General features: G+C 69.8%; 19 protein-coding genes. 10 read left to right on the top strand and 9 right to left on the bottom strand.

All coding sequences use genetic code 11. From position 1 onward, the window contains the following. Positions 1-3 precede the first annotated feature (3 nt). Entirely contained in the window at positions 4-858 is an 855-nt protein-coding gene (locus tag MTAB308_RS13505; protein ID WP_077099869.1) for an Rv0361 family membrane protein, read from the bottom strand. Positions 859-905: 47 nt separating this feature from the next. On the opposite strand from MTAB308_RS13505, the gene MTAB308_RS13500 reads away from it, so the two are divergent. Then, a complete protein-coding gene (locus tag MTAB308_RS13500; protein WP_077099868.1) occupies positions 906-1,322 on the top strand; it encodes a DUF3151 domain-containing protein in 417 nt (138 codons plus the stop codon). Here MTAB308_RS13500 and MTAB308_RS13495 read toward each other — a convergent pair. Genes MTAB308_RS13495 through MTAB308_RS13485 form a run of 3 tightly spaced genes read right to left on the bottom strand, consistent with a single transcriptional unit; the run spans position 1,316 to position 3,657 of the window. Then, positions 1,316-2,212, bottom strand: a complete 897-nt coding sequence (locus tag MTAB308_RS13495; protein WP_077099867.1) for a cation diffusion facilitator family transporter — start codon at positions 2,210-2,212, stop codon at positions 1,316-1,318. The genes MTAB308_RS13500 and MTAB308_RS13495 overlap by 7 nt on opposite strands. Positions 2,213-2,253: 41 nt before the next feature. Beyond that, positions 2,254-3,030, bottom strand: a complete 777-nt coding sequence (locus tag MTAB308_RS13490) for a site-2 protease family protein (RefSeq protein WP_077099866.1) — start codon at positions 3,028-3,030, stop codon at positions 2,254-2,256. Positions 3,031-3,039: 9 nt separating this feature from the next. Further along, entirely contained in the window at positions 3,040-3,657 is a 618-nt protein-coding gene (locus tag MTAB308_RS13485; RefSeq protein ID WP_083746520.1) for a peptidase M50, read from the bottom strand. Positions 3,658-3,804: 147 nt separating this feature from the next. Here MTAB308_RS13485 and MTAB308_RS13480 point away from each other — a divergent pair, with 147 nt between their 5' ends. From MTAB308_RS13480 to MTAB308_RS13460, 5 genes are read left to right on the top strand one after another with little or no spacing between them, the layout of a single operon-like run. After that, a complete protein-coding gene (locus tag MTAB308_RS13480) occupies positions 3,805-5,103 on the top strand; it encodes an adenylosuccinate synthase (RefSeq protein WP_077099864.1) in 1,299 nt (432 codons plus the stop codon). Continuing rightward, positions 5,100-5,738 (top strand): PaaI family thioesterase, encoded by a 639-nt coding sequence (locus MTAB308_RS13475; RefSeq protein ID WP_077099863.1) that lies wholly within the window; start codon positions 5,100-5,102, stop codon positions 5,736-5,738. Before MTAB308_RS13480 ends, MTAB308_RS13475 begins: the two co-directional genes overlap by 4 nt. Before the next feature lie 29 nt (positions 5,739-5,767). Beyond that, positions 5,768-6,961 carry a formate-dependent phosphoribosylglycinamide formyltransferase gene (purT, locus tag MTAB308_RS13470; protein ID WP_077099862.1) on the top strand — a complete coding sequence of 398 codons (1,194 nt, stop codon included), beginning with the start codon at positions 5,768-5,770 and terminating at the stop codon, positions 6,959-6,961. Then, a complete protein-coding gene (locus tag MTAB308_RS13465; RefSeq protein ID WP_077099861.1) occupies positions 6,958-7,380 on the top strand; it encodes a rhodanese-like domain-containing protein in 423 nt (140 codons plus the stop codon). Before purT ends, MTAB308_RS13465 begins: the two co-directional genes overlap by 4 nt. Continuing rightward, positions 7,377-8,591 carry an O-succinylhomoserine sulfhydrylase gene (locus MTAB308_RS13460; protein WP_077099860.1) on the top strand — a complete coding sequence of 405 codons (1,215 nt, stop codon included), beginning with the start codon at positions 7,377-7,379 and terminating at the stop codon, positions 8,589-8,591. The genes MTAB308_RS13465 and MTAB308_RS13460 overlap by 4 nt, the downstream gene beginning before the upstream one ends. Here MTAB308_RS13460 and MTAB308_RS13455 read toward each other — a convergent pair. Together MTAB308_RS13455 and MTAB308_RS13450 are read right to left on the bottom strand one after the other, a co-directional pair. Beyond that, positions 8,588-9,967, bottom strand: a complete 1,380-nt coding sequence (locus tag MTAB308_RS13455; RefSeq protein ID WP_077099859.1) for an NAD(P)/FAD-dependent oxidoreductase — start codon at positions 9,965-9,967, stop codon at positions 8,588-8,590. The genes MTAB308_RS13460 and MTAB308_RS13455 overlap by 4 nt on opposite strands. Before the next feature lie 83 nt (positions 9,968-10,050). Further along, the gene (locus MTAB308_RS13450) at positions 10,051-10,302 is read right to left on the bottom strand and encodes a hypothetical protein (protein ID WP_077099858.1); all 252 of its coding nucleotides are present in this window, start codon (positions 10,300-10,302) and stop codon (positions 10,051-10,053) included. A gap of 91 nt (positions 10,303-10,393) precedes the next feature. On the opposite strand from MTAB308_RS13450, the gene MTAB308_RS13445 reads away from it, so the two are divergent. After that, positions 10,394-10,684: a CDGP domain-containing protein gene (locus MTAB308_RS13445; RefSeq protein WP_077099857.1), complete on the top strand. Its 291-nt coding sequence runs from the start codon at positions 10,394-10,396 to the stop codon at positions 10,682-10,684. 90 nt (positions 10,685-10,774) lie between these two features. Further along, positions 10,775-11,200, top strand: coding sequence for a DUF4190 domain-containing protein (locus MTAB308_RS29280; RefSeq protein ID WP_245831390.1), 426 nt, complete (start codon positions 10,775-10,777; stop codon positions 11,198-11,200). Here MTAB308_RS29280 and MTAB308_RS13435 read toward each other — a convergent pair. From MTAB308_RS13435 to MTAB308_RS13425, 3 genes are read right to left on the bottom strand one after another with little or no spacing between them, the layout of a single operon-like run. Further along, on the bottom strand, positions 11,197-11,808 hold the full coding sequence (locus MTAB308_RS13435; RefSeq protein WP_077099855.1) for a hypothetical protein: 612 nt from the start codon (positions 11,806-11,808) through the stop codon (positions 11,197-11,199). The two genes, MTAB308_RS29280 and MTAB308_RS13435, sit on opposite strands and share 4 nt — an antisense overlap. 32 nt (positions 11,809-11,840) lie before the next feature. Further along, the gene (locus MTAB308_RS13430) at positions 11,841-13,025 is read right to left on the bottom strand and encodes an acyl-CoA dehydrogenase (protein WP_077099854.1); all 1,185 of its coding nucleotides are present in this window, start codon (positions 13,023-13,025) and stop codon (positions 11,841-11,843) included. A 5-nt stretch (positions 13,026-13,030) separates the two neighbouring features. After that, positions 13,031-13,771: an SDR family NAD(P)-dependent oxidoreductase gene (locus MTAB308_RS13425; RefSeq protein WP_077099853.1), complete on the bottom strand. Its 741-nt coding sequence runs from the start codon at positions 13,769-13,771 to the stop codon at positions 13,031-13,033. A gap of 69 nt (positions 13,772-13,840) precedes the next feature. On the opposite strand from MTAB308_RS13425, the gene MTAB308_RS13420 reads away from it, so the two are divergent. Further along, the gene (locus tag MTAB308_RS13420; protein WP_077099852.1) at positions 13,841-14,221 is read left to right on the top strand and encodes a DUF3054 domain-containing protein; all 381 of its coding nucleotides are present in this window, start codon (positions 13,841-13,843) and stop codon (positions 14,219-14,221) included. A 17-nt stretch (positions 14,222-14,238) separates the two neighbouring features. Beyond that, positions 14,239-15,135, top strand: a complete 897-nt coding sequence (locus MTAB308_RS13415) for a class I SAM-dependent methyltransferase (protein ID WP_077099851.1) — start codon at positions 14,239-14,241, stop codon at positions 15,133-15,135. The last annotated feature ends 141 nt before the right edge of the window (positions 15,136-15,276 follow it).

The following is a 15,276-nucleotide window of genomic DNA, read 5'->3' as shown; positions in this document are numbered from 1 at the left end:
ACGCTAGCCGCTGGGAGATTGGCAGATCTTCCAGTGGTCGTCGCGGTATTGCAGGTCGAGGCTGCGCGTCGAACGCAGCGATGGGTCGTAGGCCATGAACGTGGTGATGTTCGCCTCGGCGTGCTGGCCGTTGACGACGACCTGGTCGATGCTGGCGATCACGGGATACTGCTTGGCCGCCGACACCCGCTGGTAGGTCTCCTGCCAGGCGTGTTCGTCGTAATCGACATACCCGTCGCGGGCGTTCCCGCACGTGATGGTGCGCAGCGCGGTCAGGTCGCCGCGTTGCACCGCGACGTCGTACTGCTGGATGGTGTGCCGAACCTGGTCTTCCTCCGAGACTTTCGAGTGCTTGCTACGGGTGAGCAGCACCGTGCCCAGGATCGCGATCGCCGCCAGCGCCAGCACGACCACCACCAACGCCAGCACCCAGCCCCAGTTGAATTGCCGCGTCGTCCGCAGCTTGGCCCCCAAGCGGGGCGGAATGGATTGCGGCACAGCGGCCTTCGGGGGAGCGCCGGGCTGCGGCGGCGGGCCCTCGGGCGCCGGCGACGACGCGAACACCTCCGTGGCGGGCTCGGCCGAAGTGGCGATGACCTGGGTTTCTTTCGCATCGAATCCCGGTGCGGTGAAACGGCGTTCGCGTTGCGCCCCGTCCGGATCCGCGTCGGGATCGTCGCCCTGATCGGGTTTGTTGATGACCACGGTCTCGGTCTCGGGGTCGTTGGGCACCATCGGCTGGCCCTCGGCCCCCTCGCCGCCGGGCGCCTCGGCGCCCGGCTCGTTGCGCGATTCGCGTGGATCGAACCCGGGCCGCCTCGGCGTGCCGCCGCGGTCGGGTTCGGGTGGATTGGGCATGCAAGGAGCTTAGCGACCCGCACCGGTGGGACGGCAAAATAGACACCATGACGTCGATGGGAGATCTTCTCGGACCCGATCCGATCCTGCTGCCCGGCGACAGCGATGCCGAGGCGGAGCTGCTCGCCAACGAAAATCCCAGCTCCGTCGCCGCCGCGCACCCGTCGGCGTCGGTGGCCTGGGCGGCGCTCGCGGAGGAGGCGCTGGCGGAAGACAAGGCCGTCACCGCCTACGCCTACGCCCGCACCGGTTATCACCGCGGCCTGGACCAGCTGCGGCGCAACGGCTGGAAGGGCTTCGGGCCGGTGCCGTATGCGCACGAGCCCAACCGGGGCTTCCTGCGTTGCGTGGCGGCGCTGGCGAAGGCCGCCGACGCCATCGGCGAGACCGACGAATACCAGCGCTGCCTGGACCTGCTCGACGACTGCGACCCGGCGGCCCGCGCGGCGCTGGGGCTTCAGTAACTCTCGGAGCAGTCGGCGCCGCCCGGGCACTCGATCTGGACGGTCGCGTGGTCCAGCCCGCGCTGCGACAGCACCGCGCGCGCGTCGCGCAGCACCCGGGCCGAGTCGCCGTCGCTGGTCAGGTGCGCGGTGCACATGTCCTTGCCGGGCGAGAGCGTCCACACGTGCAGGTCGTGCACCTCGGTCACGCCGTCGACCGCACCGAGCGCGCCGCGCAGTTCCTCCACGTCGATGTGGGTCGGCGACGCCTCGGAGAGGATCCGCAGCGCGTCGCGGGCCAGCGAGATGGCCCGGGGCAGCACCCACAGCGCCACCAACACCGCGACCACCACGTCGGCGTACGGCCAGCGCGTCGTCACGGTGACCACGCCGGCGATCAGCACACCCAGGCTGCCGACGCTGTCGGCGACCACCTCCATGTAGGCGCCCTTGACCGCCAGGCTCTGCGCCGAATGCGACCGCAGCAGCAGCGCGACCACCAGGTTGGCCAGCAGGCCGGCCAGCGCGACCACGATCATCGGCACGCCCGGGACCGCCGGGGTGTCCTGAAGCCGCTGGATCGCCTCCCAGAGGATGAACAGCGAGACCCCGACCAGCAGCCCGGCGTTGGCGACCGCGGTGAACACCTCCGCCCGATGCCACCCATAGGTGCGCGCGGGCGACGAGCTGCCGCGGCGGGCCAGGGTCACCGCGGCCAGCCCCATGAACACCGCGACGACGTCGGTCAGCATGTGCCCGGCGTCGGCCAGCAGCGCGATCGAGTTGATCAGCAGCGAGGTGGTCAACTCGACGAGGAAGAACGCCGCCAGGATCGCCGCGGCGGCGATCATGCGCGGGATCATCCGCGACGAGTCGCCCTCGGCGGGGGTGTGATCGTGGCCGGCGCCCATAGCCCAGCAATATATGCGCGAAGACGCATATATGGCAACCGTTAGACCCAGCGGCTCCAGAACCGGGTCAGCTGGTTGCCGGCCGACACCAGCCAGTGCGGCACGCCGGAGAAGTCGAACAGCCAGAGCACCAGCGCGAAGAACCACGAGCTGCCCGCCAGCAGCAGGAAAATCAGGACGAAAAAGCCCCACTGTTTGGCGGGGGCCAGCGCGCGCTGTGTCTCCGGGCTCAGGTGCGGTTCCAGCGCGTCGTAGCCGTCTAGGCCCGGAACGGGCAGCAGGTTCAGCAGCACCGCGGTCAGCTGAAGGAATCCCAGGAACGCCACCCCCGCCCACAGCACCGCGTGGGCCGGGTCGTAAAGCAGCCGGGTCAGCGCCAGCAGCAGGACCGCCAGCACCAGGTTGGCCGCCGGGCCCGCCAGGCTGACCAGGGTGCGTCGAGCCGGGGTCATGAACCAGGTCCGCACGTAGACCGCGGCGCCCGGCAGCCCGATGCCGCCCAGCAGGATCACCACCATCGGCAGCACGAGCGAGAGCGCGGGGTGGCTGTACCGGCGCGGATCCAGCGTCAGATAGCCGCGGACCGCGACGTCGTGATCGCCGAAGCGCCAGGCGGTCACCGCGTGCCCGAATTCGTGCAGGCACAGCGACACCAACCAGCCCGCGATCACGAAGATGAAGACCCCGGCGTAGGACAGCGGTCGCACGCTCGATCCGGCCAGCCAGGCCAGCACGCCGCCGGTCGCCGTCAACGCGACCAGGCCCAAAAAGATCGGGCTGGGCCGCACGGATTCGTGTTGCCGCGCGGGGAAGCTCACGCTGAAAAATTACCGGACCACAAGCCAGCCTTCGACGTTGCGGTAGAACGTCGACCGGCGCACCACGCGCGGCGCCGCGACCCCGTCGCGCACGACCGTGACGCCGGTGCTGCCCAGCTGGGCCGCGCGGCCCGCCACCCACCGGCCCCTGCGTATCGAGGCCCGCAGGCCCGGCATGCCCGGCGTCGGCTCGATGCGCACGGCGGCGACCTCGCCGTCGAACAGCCTGGCGTCGTCGACGACCGCCTCGCCGCGGAGCACCCGCGCGCCGTCGGCGGGGACCCAGCCGGCCCGGCCGACGACCACCGATCCGGTCTCGTCGCGGATCAGGGTCACCCGGTGCGCCGAGCCGGCCCGGGCGCGACGCGCCGCGCGCCGTCCGGCCGGCAGGCCGTGGATCCGGGTGGCCCGGGTGCGATGTGGCGGCACGTAGGCCACCTCGACGTCGAGCCGGTCGGCGCGCAGCAACCCGGTCAGCACCGCGGCCAGGTCGGCGTCGGCGCCGACGACCGCCAGCCGCCGGTAGGGCCCGATCGCGGCGTCGATATCGGCCGGGTGCAGCGGCAGGCCGGTCAGCGGCCCGGGCACCCGCCGATCGCCGAACACCAACACCCCCACGTTATTCATGCGTTCCTCGCAAGCTCCTGGCTTAAGCTGATTTGCCCGGCTCCTCAGCTGGCCGCAGGCGGCCCGCATCGTCGCCAGGCTAGGGTGGGTCACCGGCTGGACCACAATAAGCAGGCGTAAACGCGTGGGATTAGGCGGGAGCAAGGCATGCCGGCAATCGTCCTCATCGGCGCCCAGTGGGGCGACGAGGGCAAAGGTAAGGCCACCGACCTGCTCGGCGGGCGCGTGCAGTGGGTGGTGCGCTATCAGGGCGGCAACAACGCCGGGCACACGGTCGTCCTGCCCAGCGGCGAGAATTTCGCGCTGCACCTGATCCCGTCGGGGGTGCTGACGCCCGGCGTCACCAACGTGATCGGCAACGGCGTGGTGGTGGATCCCGGGGTGCTGCTCGACGAGCTCAAGGGCCTCGAGGACCGCGGCGTCGACACCACCAAGCTGCTGATCTCCGCCGACGCGCACCTGCTGTTGCCCTACCACGTCGCCATCGACAAGGTCACCGAGCGCTACATGGGCAGCAAGAAGATCGGCACCACCGGCCGCGGCATCGGCCCGTGCTATCAGGACAAGATCGCCCGCATGGGGATCCGGGTCGCCGACGTGCTCGACCCGGAGCTGCTGACCCACAAGGTCGAGGCCGCGCTGGAACTGAAGAACCAGATCCTGGTCAAGATCTACAACCGCAAGGCGCTGGACCCGCACCAGATCGTCGAGGCCCTGCTGGAACAGGCGGAGGGCTTCCGCCACCGCATCCGCGACACCCGGCGGCTGCTCAACACCGCGCTGGAGGGTGGGGAGACGGTGTTGCTGGAGGGCTCCCAGGGCACGCTGCTCGACGTCGACCACGGCACCTATCCCTACGTGACGTCGTCGAACCCGACGGCGGGCGGCGCGTGCGTGGGGTCGGGGATCGGCCCGAACCGGATCACCGCCGTGTTGGGAATCCTCAAGGCCTACACCACCCGGGTGGGCTCGGGGCCGTTCCCCACCGAGTTGTTCGACGAGAACGGCGAATACCTGTCCAAGACGGGCGGTGAATTCGGTGTCACCACCGGGCGGCGCCGCCGCTGCGGCTGGTTCGACGCCGTCGTCGCCCGCTACGCCACCCGGGTCAACGGCATCACCGACTTCTTCCTGACCAAGCTCGACGTGCTCTCCAGCCTGGAGACGGTGCCGGTGTGCGTGGGCTACCGGATCGACGGGGAGCGCACGCACGACATGCCGATGACCCAGAGCGACCTGCACCGCGCCGAACCCATCTTCGAGGAATTGCCCGGCTGGTGGGAGGACATCTCGGACGCCCGGGAGTTCGGCGACCTGCCGGCCAAGGCGCGTGACTACGTGTTGCGGCTGGAAGAACTTGCCGGAGCTCATGTTTCGTGCATCGGCGTCGGTCCCGGGCGCGATCAGACGATCGTGCGCCGCGACGTCCTGGCGGCCCGCCCGTGACCGAGCCGGACCCCAAAGAACTCGACCCCGAATACGAACACCACGGCGGCTTTCCCGAATACGGCCCGGCCAGCCCCGGCCCGGGGTTCGGCCGGTTCGTCGCGGCGATGCGGGCCCTGCAGGACCTGGCCGTGTCGGCGAACCCCGCCGAAGACGTCTGGGACGACGCGGCCGACCGCGCCGCGGCCCTGGTCGAGGTCCTGCGCCCGTTCCAGGCCGAGGAGGGCCAGGCGCCGGCCGGGCGAACGCCCGACCTGCCCGGCATGGGCAGCCTGCTGCTGCCGCCCTGGACGTTGACGCGGTACTCCCCGGACGGCGTCGAAATGACCGGGTACTTCGGCCGGTTTCACGTCGGCGGCAATCACGCCGTGCACGGCGGGGTGCTGCCGCTGCTGTTTGACCACATGTTCGGCATGATTTCCCACGCCGCGGGGCGGCCGATCAGCCGCACGGCCTTCCTGCATGTCGACTACCGGAAGGTCACCCCGATCGACGCGCCGCTGGCGGTGCGCGGGCGCGTCACCACGGCCGAGGGCCGCAAGGCGTTCGTGGCGGCGGAATTGGTCGACGGCGACGACACGGTGTTGGCCGAGGCCAACGGCCTGATGGTGCGGCTGCTCCCCGGTCAGCCATAGCTTCTGCGCAACCGACCTATCCTTGAGCGGTGACTGACGGCTTCACCGACGGACGAGACGACAAGACGACGGCCCTCGCGGTGCCCCCGCAGGCCCAGGCCGACGGCAGGCCGAAGGTGATGCTGCTCGGTACCGGTGAGCTCAGCCGTGAACTGGCGATCGCGCTGCGGCACCTCGGCGCGCGGGTGATCGCGGCGGAGGATGATCGCATCGCGCTGACCGACGCCGGCGAGCTGTCGAGGGCGATTCAACAGCACCAGCCGGAGTTCGTGGTGTCGGCCACCGACGCGGTCGCCGTCGCCGCCCTCGAGGCGCTGTCCGCCGGTCCCGATCACGACCGCACCGAGCTGGTGCCGAACGCCCGCGCCGTGCGGCTCACCGCCGATCGCGAGGCCCTGCGCCGGCTGGCGGCCGACGAGTTGGGGCTGCCCACCGCGCCGTTCTGGTTCGTCGGATCGGTCAGCGAACTGCAGGCCGTGGCCGCGCACGCCGGGTATCCGTTGTTGGTCAAGCCGGTGTCCGGGCGGGGGCACTCGGTGGTCTCCGGGCCCGACGACATCGAGCCGGCCTGGCAGCGTGCGGTGGGCGGCCCGGCGGGGCGGGTGATGGCCGAGAGGGTCGTCGACGTCGACTTCGACGTCACCCTGCTCGCGGTGCGCAAAGAGGGCCCGAACGGTCCGGTGCTCGAATTCTGCTCACCGATCGGCCATCGGGACGCCGACGGCGCCGTCCTGGAATCGTGGCAGCCCCAGCAGATGAGCGACGCCGCGGTGGACGCGGCCAAGTCGATCGCCGCGCGAATCATCAAGTCGCTGGGCGGGCGCGGCGTCTTCGGTGTCGAGTTGATGATCAAGGGCGATGAGGTGTACTTCGCCGACGTCACCGCGCACCCGCCCCAGAGCGTCTGGGTGACCCTGCGCAGCCAGCGGCTTTCGGCGTTCGAACTGCACGCCCGGGCCATCCTGGGCCTGCCGGTGGACACCATGATGATGTCGCCGGCCGCCGCCCATCTGATCGAGGCGGGCCACGACGGCGGGTCTCCGACCGTCGACGCACTGAACGGAGCACTCCGGGTGCCGGAAAGCGATCTCCGCATGTTCGCCCCGCAACGGCGGTCCGCCGCGCTCGGCGTGGCACTGGCCACCGCGCCGGACGTGTCGGCCGCGCGCGAGCGTGCCCGACAGGTGGCGAACGCGCTGACTGTGCGAGACTCACGCGGATGAGCTACGCAGGAGACATCACGCCCCTTCAGGCGTGGAAGCTACTCAGCGACAACCCCAACGCCGTGCTGGTCGACGTCCGCACCGACGCCGAATGGCGCTTCGTCGGGGTGCCCGACCTGTCCAGCCTGGGCCGCGACGTGGTGTACATCGAGTGGGTGACGGGCGACGGGACGCCCAATGCGAACTTCGCCGACGAGCTGAACCAACACGTCCCGCCGGCATCGGCCGATCAGGAGCGGCCGGTGATCTTCTTGTGCCGCTCGGGCAATCGCTCCATCGGCGCGGCCGAGGTGTCCACGCAGCTGGGTATCACGCCGGCCTACAACGTGCTGGACGGTTTCGAAGGCCAACTCGGCGCCGACGGCCATCGCGGTGAAAGCGGTTGGCGCGCGGTGGGATTGCCCTGGAAGCAGGGATGAGCGATTCGGTCCGCACGCCCAAGGCGTTGCCCGACGGCGTCAGCCAGGCCACCCTCGGCGTGCGCGGCGGCCTCCTGAGATCCGGCTTCGAGGAGACCGCCGAGGCGATGTTCCTGACGTCCGGCTATGTCTACTCCTCGGCGGCGGTCGCGGAGCAGTCGTTCACCGGCGAGCTGGACCATTTCGTGTACTCCCGCTATGGCAATCCCACGGTGACGATGTTCGAGGAGCGGTTGCGCCTGATCGAGGGGGCGCCCGCGGCGTTCGCCACCGCGAGCGGCATGGCCGCGGTGTTCACCTCGCTGGGCGCGCTGCTGGCCGCCGGCGACCGGCTGGTCGCGGCGCGCAGCCTGTTCGGCTCGTGCTTCGTGGTGTGCAACGAGATCCTGCCGCGCTGGGGTGTGGAAACGGTTTTCGTCGACGGCGACGACCTCGCGCAGTGGGAGGAGGCGCTGTCGGTTCCCACCGCGGCGGTGTTCTTCGAGACACCGTCGAACCCGATGCAGTCCCTGGTCGACATCGCCGCGGTGACCGAGCTCGCCCACGCCGCGGGCGCAAAGGTGGTGCTGGACAACGTCTTTGCCACGCCGCTGCTGCAGCAGGGCTTTCCGCTGGGCGTCGACGTGGTGGTGTATTCGGCCACCAAACACATCGACGGTCAGGGTCGCGTGTTGGGCGGCGCCATCCTCGGCGACAAGGAGTACATCGACGGCCCGGTGCAGAAGCTGATGCGCCACACCGGGCCGGCGATGAGCGCGTTCAACGCCTGGGTGCTGCTGAAAGGTCTTGAGACCCTGGCCGTTCGGATCGAGCACGGCAATTCCTCGGCGCACCGGATCGCCGAATTCCTGGAAACCCACCCGGCGGTGAGCTGGGTGCGCTACCCGTTCCTGCCGTCGCATCCGCAGTACGACCTGGCCAAGCGCCAGATGGCCGGCGGCGGCACGGTGATCACCTTCGCGCTCGACTGCCCCGAAAGTGCCGCCAAAAAGCGGGCTTTCGAGGTGCTGGACAAGATGCGGCTGATCGACATCTCCAACAACCTCGGCGACGCCAAATCGCTGGTGACTCATCCGGCGACCACCACCCACCGCGCGATGGGGCCGGAGGGTCGCGCCGCGATCGGGCTGGGCGACAACGTGGTCCGCATCTCAGTCGGGCTGGAGGGCACCGACGACCTGATCGCCGATATCGACCAGGCCCTGAGTTAGCCTGCTTGCTTCTCGGCCGCTTCGATGCGTTCGGCCGCCGCCAGCGTCCCCTCTTGCGCCTGCCGCTCCACCCAGTCCACCACCGGCCGGGCGTACATCATCTGGCTGGTGATGGCCATCTGGCCGCGGGTGCGGCCCAGGAAGGAGATCCCCCAGGAAAACATGGCGGCGATGCGGTTGCGGAAGCCGACCAGGTACAGCAGGTGCAGAAGCAGCCAGGCCAGCCAGGCGATGAAGCCGCCGAACTCCAGCTTGCCGACCTTGGCGACGGCGCTGTACCGCGAGATCAGCGCCATGCTGCCCTTGTCGAAGTACGCGAACGGCTTGCGGTTGGCCGGATCGTCGTGGCCCTTCACCGCCTGCTTGATCAGCGTGGTGGCGTAGTGCGCCCCCTGGATCGCGCCCTGGGCCATCCCCGGCACGCCGGGCACGGACATCAGATCGCCGACGACGAAGACGTACGGGTGACCCTTGACGGTGAGGTCGGGCTCGACGATCACCCGTCCGGCGCGGTCAGTTTCGGTCCCGTCGGACTGCGCGGCGATCATCGCGCCGAGCGGGCTGGCGGCCACGCCCGCGGCCCAGACCTTGCATGCGCACTCGATGCGGCGTTCGGTGCCGTCGTTGTCCTTGACCGTGATGCCCATGTAGTCCACGGCGGTCACCATCGCGTTGAGCTGGATCTCGACATCCATCTTTTCCAGCCGCCGTTGGGCTTTGAGGCCGAGCTTTTCGCCCATCGGCGGCAGCACCGCCGACGCCGCGTCGAGCAGGATGACGCGGCACTCGCTGGGCGTGATGGTCCGGAACGCCCCGGCCAGGGTGCGCTCGGCCAGCTGGACGATCTCGCCGGCCAGCTCGACACCCGTCGGGCCCGCCCCGACCACCACGAAGGTGAGCCGGCGTTTGCGTTCGGCGGGATCGGTGGCGACCTCGGCGGCCTCGAACGCGCCCAGGATGCGGCCCCGCAGCTCCAGGGCGTCGTCGATGCTCTTCATGCCGGGCGCGAAGGCGGCGTACTCGTCGTGGCCGAAATAGGACTGCTGGGCCCCGGCGGCCACGATGAGGCTGTCGTAGGGCGTCACCGTCTGCATGCCCATCAGGTGCGAGGTGACCGTCTTCGCCTTCAGGTCGATCGCGCTGACCTCACCCCACAGCACGCGGACGTTCTTCTGCTTGCGCAGGATGAGTCGGGTGGTCGGGGCGACGTCGCCTTCGGACAAGATCCCGGTGGCCACCTGGTACAGCAACGGCTGGAACAGGTGAGTGGTCGTCTTCGAGATCAGGGTGATGTCGACATCGGCCCGCTTGAGTGACCGGGCCGCGTTCAGACCCCCGAACCCGCTACCGATGATCACCACGCGATGGCGCGACATACCTACCCCTTTGCGTTCGTAGTCTCCGCAGCGCCCGTCCAGCCTATGTTGTCAGGGGCAGCGAGACTCGAGCGGCGAGCGCCTCACTGTTCGGTCGGGCACATGTACTTGTCAGGGAACGTCGCACATGTGGGTGGCAGCGGCTGATCCGGGCCATAACCGCCGGCCCCCTTCGGGATGACCAGCAACCACCCGCGGTCCTGACACAGGAGGGTGGCGGCACCCGGGCCGGGCCGGACGGTGCCGTTGACGCACGGGTCCGCGTGCGCCACCGCCGGGGCGCTGAGAAACACCGACACGATCGCGGCGCAGACCGCGATGACGACAGCCCTCATAACGGATCCATGCTAGCCCGGCGGTGACCTGGATCGCAGGGCCGCGCAGGCGGTAGCGTCAGTGCGACGCCCCATGTGACGGGAGGCAACCATGAAGCGCGGCATCGTCGGAGGGTTGGCGGCCCTGCTGACGGCCGGGGGGCTGATCGCCGCAGCGCCGCCGGCCGGCGCCGGCTGCCTGTACGGGGGGCCGGTGCTGAGCAAGTGTGATGGACCCATCCAGCCCGACGGGACCTGGCAACGCTGCGTGGCGGCTCCCCAGTTGGTTCCGCACGGCGCCAGTTCCTACCTGGTGCCCGAAAGGCGCTGCGATGTGATGGGCCCCGATCAGCGCCCGCCGGATCTCGGCTTCGCCGACCCGCCGACACACATCGACGGCTGAGCCGGAACGCGCCCGACGGGGGCCCCATCCAGCGCGCTTCTAGCAGGCAAAACGCGGAGTAGAGTGTTGCCTCTCGATGTAGGAGGCCCTGTGACGGACCAACCGCCTGGCTACCCACCCCCGCCGCCGGGGGGTTATGGCTATCCGCCGCCCCCCGCGGGCGGTTACGGTTACCCGCCGCCGGTCGGCTACCCGCCGCCGCCCGGCTACCCGCCCCCACAGATGGTCGGCACGAACGGTTTCGCCGTCGCGTCGTTGGTGTGCTCACTGTTCGGCTGGGTCTGCATGTTCATCGGGGCCTTCCTGGGCATCATCTTCGGCTTCGTCGCGCTGTCCCAGATCAAGAGAACCGGCCAGAAGGGCCGTGGCATGGCGATCGCCGGCATAGTCATCGGCGCCATCGTGCTCGTCGGCGGCATCGCGCTATGGACCGTCGCGGCCCTGTTGCCACACTCCCCGAGCACGGATTCGGGTGCGCCGGCCGTGGTGAGAGTCGCTCAGTTGCAACCGGTTTAGAACGGCCACGCGGCGGCGTTGGTCTTGTACTTGGCGTTGAGCGCGGTGCAGAAGTCGTCGGCCGTGCCAGCGAGGAAGACGTAATAGGCCTCGGCATTGCTGCGGCGGCTGTCGAACGAATTGGGCGTCGTCCAGCTGCTGTTGCACATCGCCGTGTCGCTGCCGAGGGTGGGTCGGCGCCAGTTGGTCTTGGCGCACGCGCTCAGCGCGTCGATGTCCGGGGTGGCGCTCTTGGCGGCGACCAGCATCGCGCCTCCCCATTGCCCGTCGTTTCGCCGGTAGGCGCGCGCGCCGAACCCCGCGTTGTTGGTCTGGCATGCCAGCGCGCGCTTGAGCAGCCCGAAGGGGGCCGCCAGTTGCGGGTTGCTGACCGCCGCCGCGGCGTTGATGAACTGGGCCGCGTCCGTGCCGTCGACCTCTTGGACGTTCGGATTGCCGAGGCCGATCAGCTGCTGCGCGATCCCGGAGTTGTTGCCGCCGCCGATGATCGGCCCGCCGCCGCCCGACGTCATCGGCGGCAGGGTGACCGGGTCGGCGCTCGCGGCGGGTGCACACCAAAGCCCGCACGCGGCGGCCAGGACACCGATCCGATAGGCCACAGATTTCATGCGCTGACTCCCCGAGTGTGTAGAGGCCGCCATCAGCGGAAGGCGTCGCTGCCGGTGAAGGCCTGGCCGAGGACGAGCTGGTGCATCTCCGGCGTGCCCTCGTAGGTCAGCACCGATTCCAGGTTGACCATGTGCCGGATCACCGGGTATTCCAGCGATATCCCGTTGCCGCCCAAGATGGTTCGGGCGGTCCGGCAGATCTTGATCGCCTCGCGGGTGTTGTTGAGCTTGCCGAAGCTGACCTGTTCGGGGCGCAGCCCGACGCCGTCCTTGAGGCGACCGAGGTGCAGCGACAGCAGCTGCCCCTTATGCAGCTCGACGGCCATGTCGACGAGTTTGGCCTGGGTCAGCTGGAATCCGGCGATCGGCCGGCCGAACTGGGTGCGCTGCGTGGCGTAATCGAGCGCGGCCTGCCACGCCGAGCGCGCCGCGCCCATCGACCCCCAGATGATCCCGTAGCGCGCCTCCGACAGGCACGACAGGGGCCCGCGCAATCCCCTGGCCTCGGGCAGCATCGCGTCGGCGGGCACCCGCACGTCGTCGAGCACCAGCTCGCTGGTGATCGAGGCCCGCAGCGACAGCTTGTGGTGAATCGTGTTGGCGGTGAAGCCGGGAGTTTTGGTGGGCACCAAAAAGCCTCGAATCCCGTCGTCGGTGGCGGCCCACACGATCGCCACGTCGGCGACCGAGCCATTGGTGATCCACAGCTTGCGGCCGTTGATCACCCAATCCGAACCATCCTGTCGCGCCCGCGTTTTCATCGCGGCGGGATCCGAGCCCACGTCGGGCTCGGTCAGCCCGAAGCAGCCGAGCAGTTCGCCGGCGGCCATGCCGGGCAGCCACTGCTGCTTCTGTTCCTCCGATCCGAACTTCCAGATCGCGAACATCGCCAGCGACCCCTGCACGGACACCATCGAGCGAATGCCGGAGTCGGCGGCCTCGAGCTCCGTGCAGGCCAGGCCGTAGTGCACCGCGGAGGCCCCGCCGCAGCCGTAACCGTGCAGATGCATGCCGAGCAGGCCGAGCGCGCCGAACTGCTTGGCGAGCTGGCGCACCGGCAGGTCGCCGATCTCGAACCACTCTCCGACGTAGGGGGTGACGTGCTCGGCGCAGAACTTCCGCACGGTGTCGCGCACCGCGAGCTCGTCGCCGGACAGGGAGGCGTCCAGGCCCAGGGGGTCGTCGCGGTCGAAGGCGGGGGGTGCATCGGTGCTCATAGGAGTCAGCCTGCCATCGTCAGGCCGCCGCTGACACTGATCACCTGTCCGGTGATGAATGATGCGGCGTCGGACGCGAAGAACAGCACCGGCGCGGCGACCTCCTCCGGCCGGGCCAGCCGGCGAAACGGGATCGCCTTGACCAGCGCTTCTTTCAGTTTTTCCGGTTGCGCGTGGAACAGCGGTGTGTCAGTCGGTCCCGGGCACACGCAGTTCACCGTGATCTGGTGGCGGGCCATTTCGCGGGCCAGCGACTTGGTGAGCGCGATGACGCCGCCCTTGGCGCCGGCGTAGATGCTCTCGCCCGCGCTGCCGACCCGGCCGGCGTCGCTGGCCAGGTTGACGACGCGGCCGCCCGCCCGCGCATCGATCATCCCCGGCAGGAACGCGCCGCAGACGTGCACCGGGCCGAGGTAGTTGATCGCCACCACCTTGGCCGCGAATTCCGGTGTGGCGTTGAGGAATTGGTCGGTTCGGTCCCACCCGGCGGCGTTGACCACGATGGTGGGCACGCCCACCTCGGCATGGGTCCTATTCCGCAACACCTCGACCCGGGCCGGGTCGGCGACATCGACCGGCAGCGCGGTGATCAGCTCGGGCTGTTCCTCGGCGGTGGCTCCCGCGGCCGCCTCGTCGATGTCGGCGGCGACGACCCGGTCGCCCTGCGCGGCGAAAGCCAGGGCCACCGCCCTGCCGATGCCCGACCCTGCGCCGGTCACGACCGCGAGCCTGCCCCGGGTATTCATCGGTGCCGAATGTAGGTTCACCGCGGCCGCGGGGTCAAGGATGCCCAGCTCGCCCGGTAGTCTCGCGGCATGCTTCGGCTCCAGTCGCTGGCCTGGCTCGCTTCCCTTGCCGGAGACGTCATCGCGGTGCTGGTGTTCTGCGCCGTCGGCCGCCGCAGCCACGACGAAGGGCTCAACCTCGGCGGCGTCGCGACGACGGCCTGGCCGTTTCTTTCCGGAACCGTCATCGGGTGGCTGGTGTCCCGCGCCTGGCGGCGGCCCACCGCGGTGGCCCCCACCGGGGTGATCGTCTGGCTGTGCACCGTCGTGGTCGGCATGCTGTTGCGCAAAGCCAGTTCGGCGGGCGTGGCGGCGAGTTTCGTGGTCGTCGCCGCGTCGGTCACCGCGGTGCTGTTGCTCGGGTGGCGGGCGGTCGCCGGACTGGCCCTTCGGCGCCACGTCGACCGCTGAGCGGACCCGAGAAGACCATGCCAGGCGCCAGCTGGAATCCGGCCACCGGCGACGGCTTGGCCACCACCTTCGACGCGGTCGTCCGCGCCGTCGCCACCAACAAGGGGCTCCTCGACGACCCCTTCGCGGACCGATTGGTGCGCGCCGCGGGGGTGGACTACTTCATCCGGGTGATCGACGACGAGCGGTATGCCGCGGACGGCGGCGGCAATCCGGTCACGACCGGGCTCATCCACGTGCAGGCGGCCTACGGCAAGTTCTCTGACGAATTTCTCGCCGACGCGGGCAGGGCGGGCATCCGCCAGGTGGTGATCCTGGGGTCGGGCCTGGACACCCGGCCCTACCGGCTGTGGTGGCCGCGGGGGACGACGGTGTACGAGATCGATCGTCCCGAGGTCCTCGATTTCAAATCCGAAGTGCTGCGGGGGTTGGACGCCCGACCGACGACGCACCGCCGCGCGATCGGCGTCGACCTCCGCCAGGATTGGCCGGCCGCGCTGCGCCGGGCCGGCTTCGACGCCGCCGCGCCCACGGTGTGGGTCGCCGAGCAGCTGCTCGTCGGCTACCTGCCGCCCGACGCCCAGCACCGGTTGTTGCAAGACGTCACCCGGGCGAGCGCGCCCGGCAGCCGCTTCACCGCGGACCACATGGCCACCTGGACCCCGGCGCGGCAGGCGGCGCGGCAGGCGTTCGTCGACTCGTGGCGCCGACACGGCCTGGACGTCGACCTGGCCAGCCTGATGTACCCGGGCGAATACCGTTATGTCCCCGACTATCTGGCGGCGCACGGCTGGGAGACCGAGGTGCGCAACGTCGTCGAGCTGTTCACCGGCCTGGGGTTGGCCGAATTGTGGCGCGGCAGCCCGGAAGACGTGGACCTGGTCCCCGGGTACGTCACGGCCACGCGCGGTTAGCCCTCGTCGCGCGCCAGGCTAGCTCATTAAGCTGATTAAAGATTCAGTTACTTAAATTCCATCCATGCCCGAGGCCGCTCCGAATGACTTGTGTTCACGGCGAAGACGGCGCCCACGGCCGTCAGAAGACGAAGGAGTCGA

It is taken from the genome of Mycobacterium terramassiliense (genome assembly GCF_900157385.1).
Lineage (GTDB): Bacteria > Actinomycetota > Actinomycetes > Mycobacteriales > Mycobacteriaceae > Mycobacterium > Mycobacterium terramassiliense.
This window is presented reverse-complemented; position numbering and strand designations above follow the sequence as displayed.

What these genes read in the sequence shown, in the direction of transcription:
- MTAB308_RS13505 (WP_077099869.1), bottom strand. Translation starts at nt 858, where the DNA reads ATGCCCAATCCACCCGAACCCGACCGCGGCGGCACGCCGAGGCGGCCC.
- MTAB308_RS13500 (WP_077099868.1), top strand. Translation starts at nt 906, where the DNA reads ATGACGTCGATGGGAGATCTTCTCGGACCCGATCCGATCCTGCTGCCC.
- MTAB308_RS13495 (WP_077099867.1), bottom strand. Translation starts at nt 2,212, where the DNA reads ATGGGCGCCGGCCACGATCACACCCCCGCCGAGGGCGACTCGTCGCGG.
- MTAB308_RS13485 (WP_083746520.1), bottom strand. Translation starts at nt 3,657, where the DNA reads ATGAATAACGTGGGGGTGTTGGTGTTCGGCGATCGGCGGGTGCCCGGG.
- MTAB308_RS13480 (WP_077099864.1), top strand. Translation starts at nt 3,805, where the DNA reads ATGCCGGCAATCGTCCTCATCGGCGCCCAGTGGGGCGACGAGGGCAAA.
- MTAB308_RS13465 (WP_077099861.1), top strand. Translation starts at nt 6,958, where the DNA reads ATGAGCTACGCAGGAGACATCACGCCCCTTCAGGCGTGGAAGCTACTC.
- MTAB308_RS13460 (WP_077099860.1), top strand. Translation starts at nt 7,377, where the DNA reads ATGAGCGATTCGGTCCGCACGCCCAAGGCGTTGCCCGACGGCGTCAGC.
- MTAB308_RS13455 (WP_077099859.1), bottom strand. Translation starts at nt 9,967, where the DNA reads ATGTCGCGCCATCGCGTGGTGATCATCGGTAGCGGGTTCGGGGGTCTG.
- MTAB308_RS13450 (WP_077099858.1), bottom strand. Translation starts at nt 10,302, where the DNA reads ATGAGGGCTGTCGTCATCGCGGTCTGCGCCGCGATCGTGTCGGTGTTT.
- MTAB308_RS13445 (WP_077099857.1), top strand. Translation starts at nt 10,394, where the DNA reads ATGAAGCGCGGCATCGTCGGAGGGTTGGCGGCCCTGCTGACGGCCGGG.
- MTAB308_RS13435 (WP_077099855.1), bottom strand. Translation starts at nt 11,808, where the DNA reads ATGAAATCTGTGGCCTATCGGATCGGTGTCCTGGCCGCCGCGTGCGGG.
- MTAB308_RS13430 (WP_077099854.1), bottom strand. Translation starts at nt 13,025, where the DNA reads ATGAGCACCGATGCACCCCCCGCCTTCGACCGCGACGACCCCCTGGGC.
- MTAB308_RS13425 (WP_077099853.1), bottom strand. Translation starts at nt 13,771, where the DNA reads ATGAATACCCGGGGCAGGCTCGCGGTCGTGACCGGCGCAGGGTCGGGC.
- MTAB308_RS13420 (WP_077099852.1), top strand. Translation starts at nt 13,841, where the DNA reads ATGCTTCGGCTCCAGTCGCTGGCCTGGCTCGCTTCCCTTGCCGGAGAC.
- MTAB308_RS13415 (WP_077099851.1), top strand. Translation starts at nt 14,239, where the DNA reads ATGCCAGGCGCCAGCTGGAATCCGGCCACCGGCGACGGCTTGGCCACC.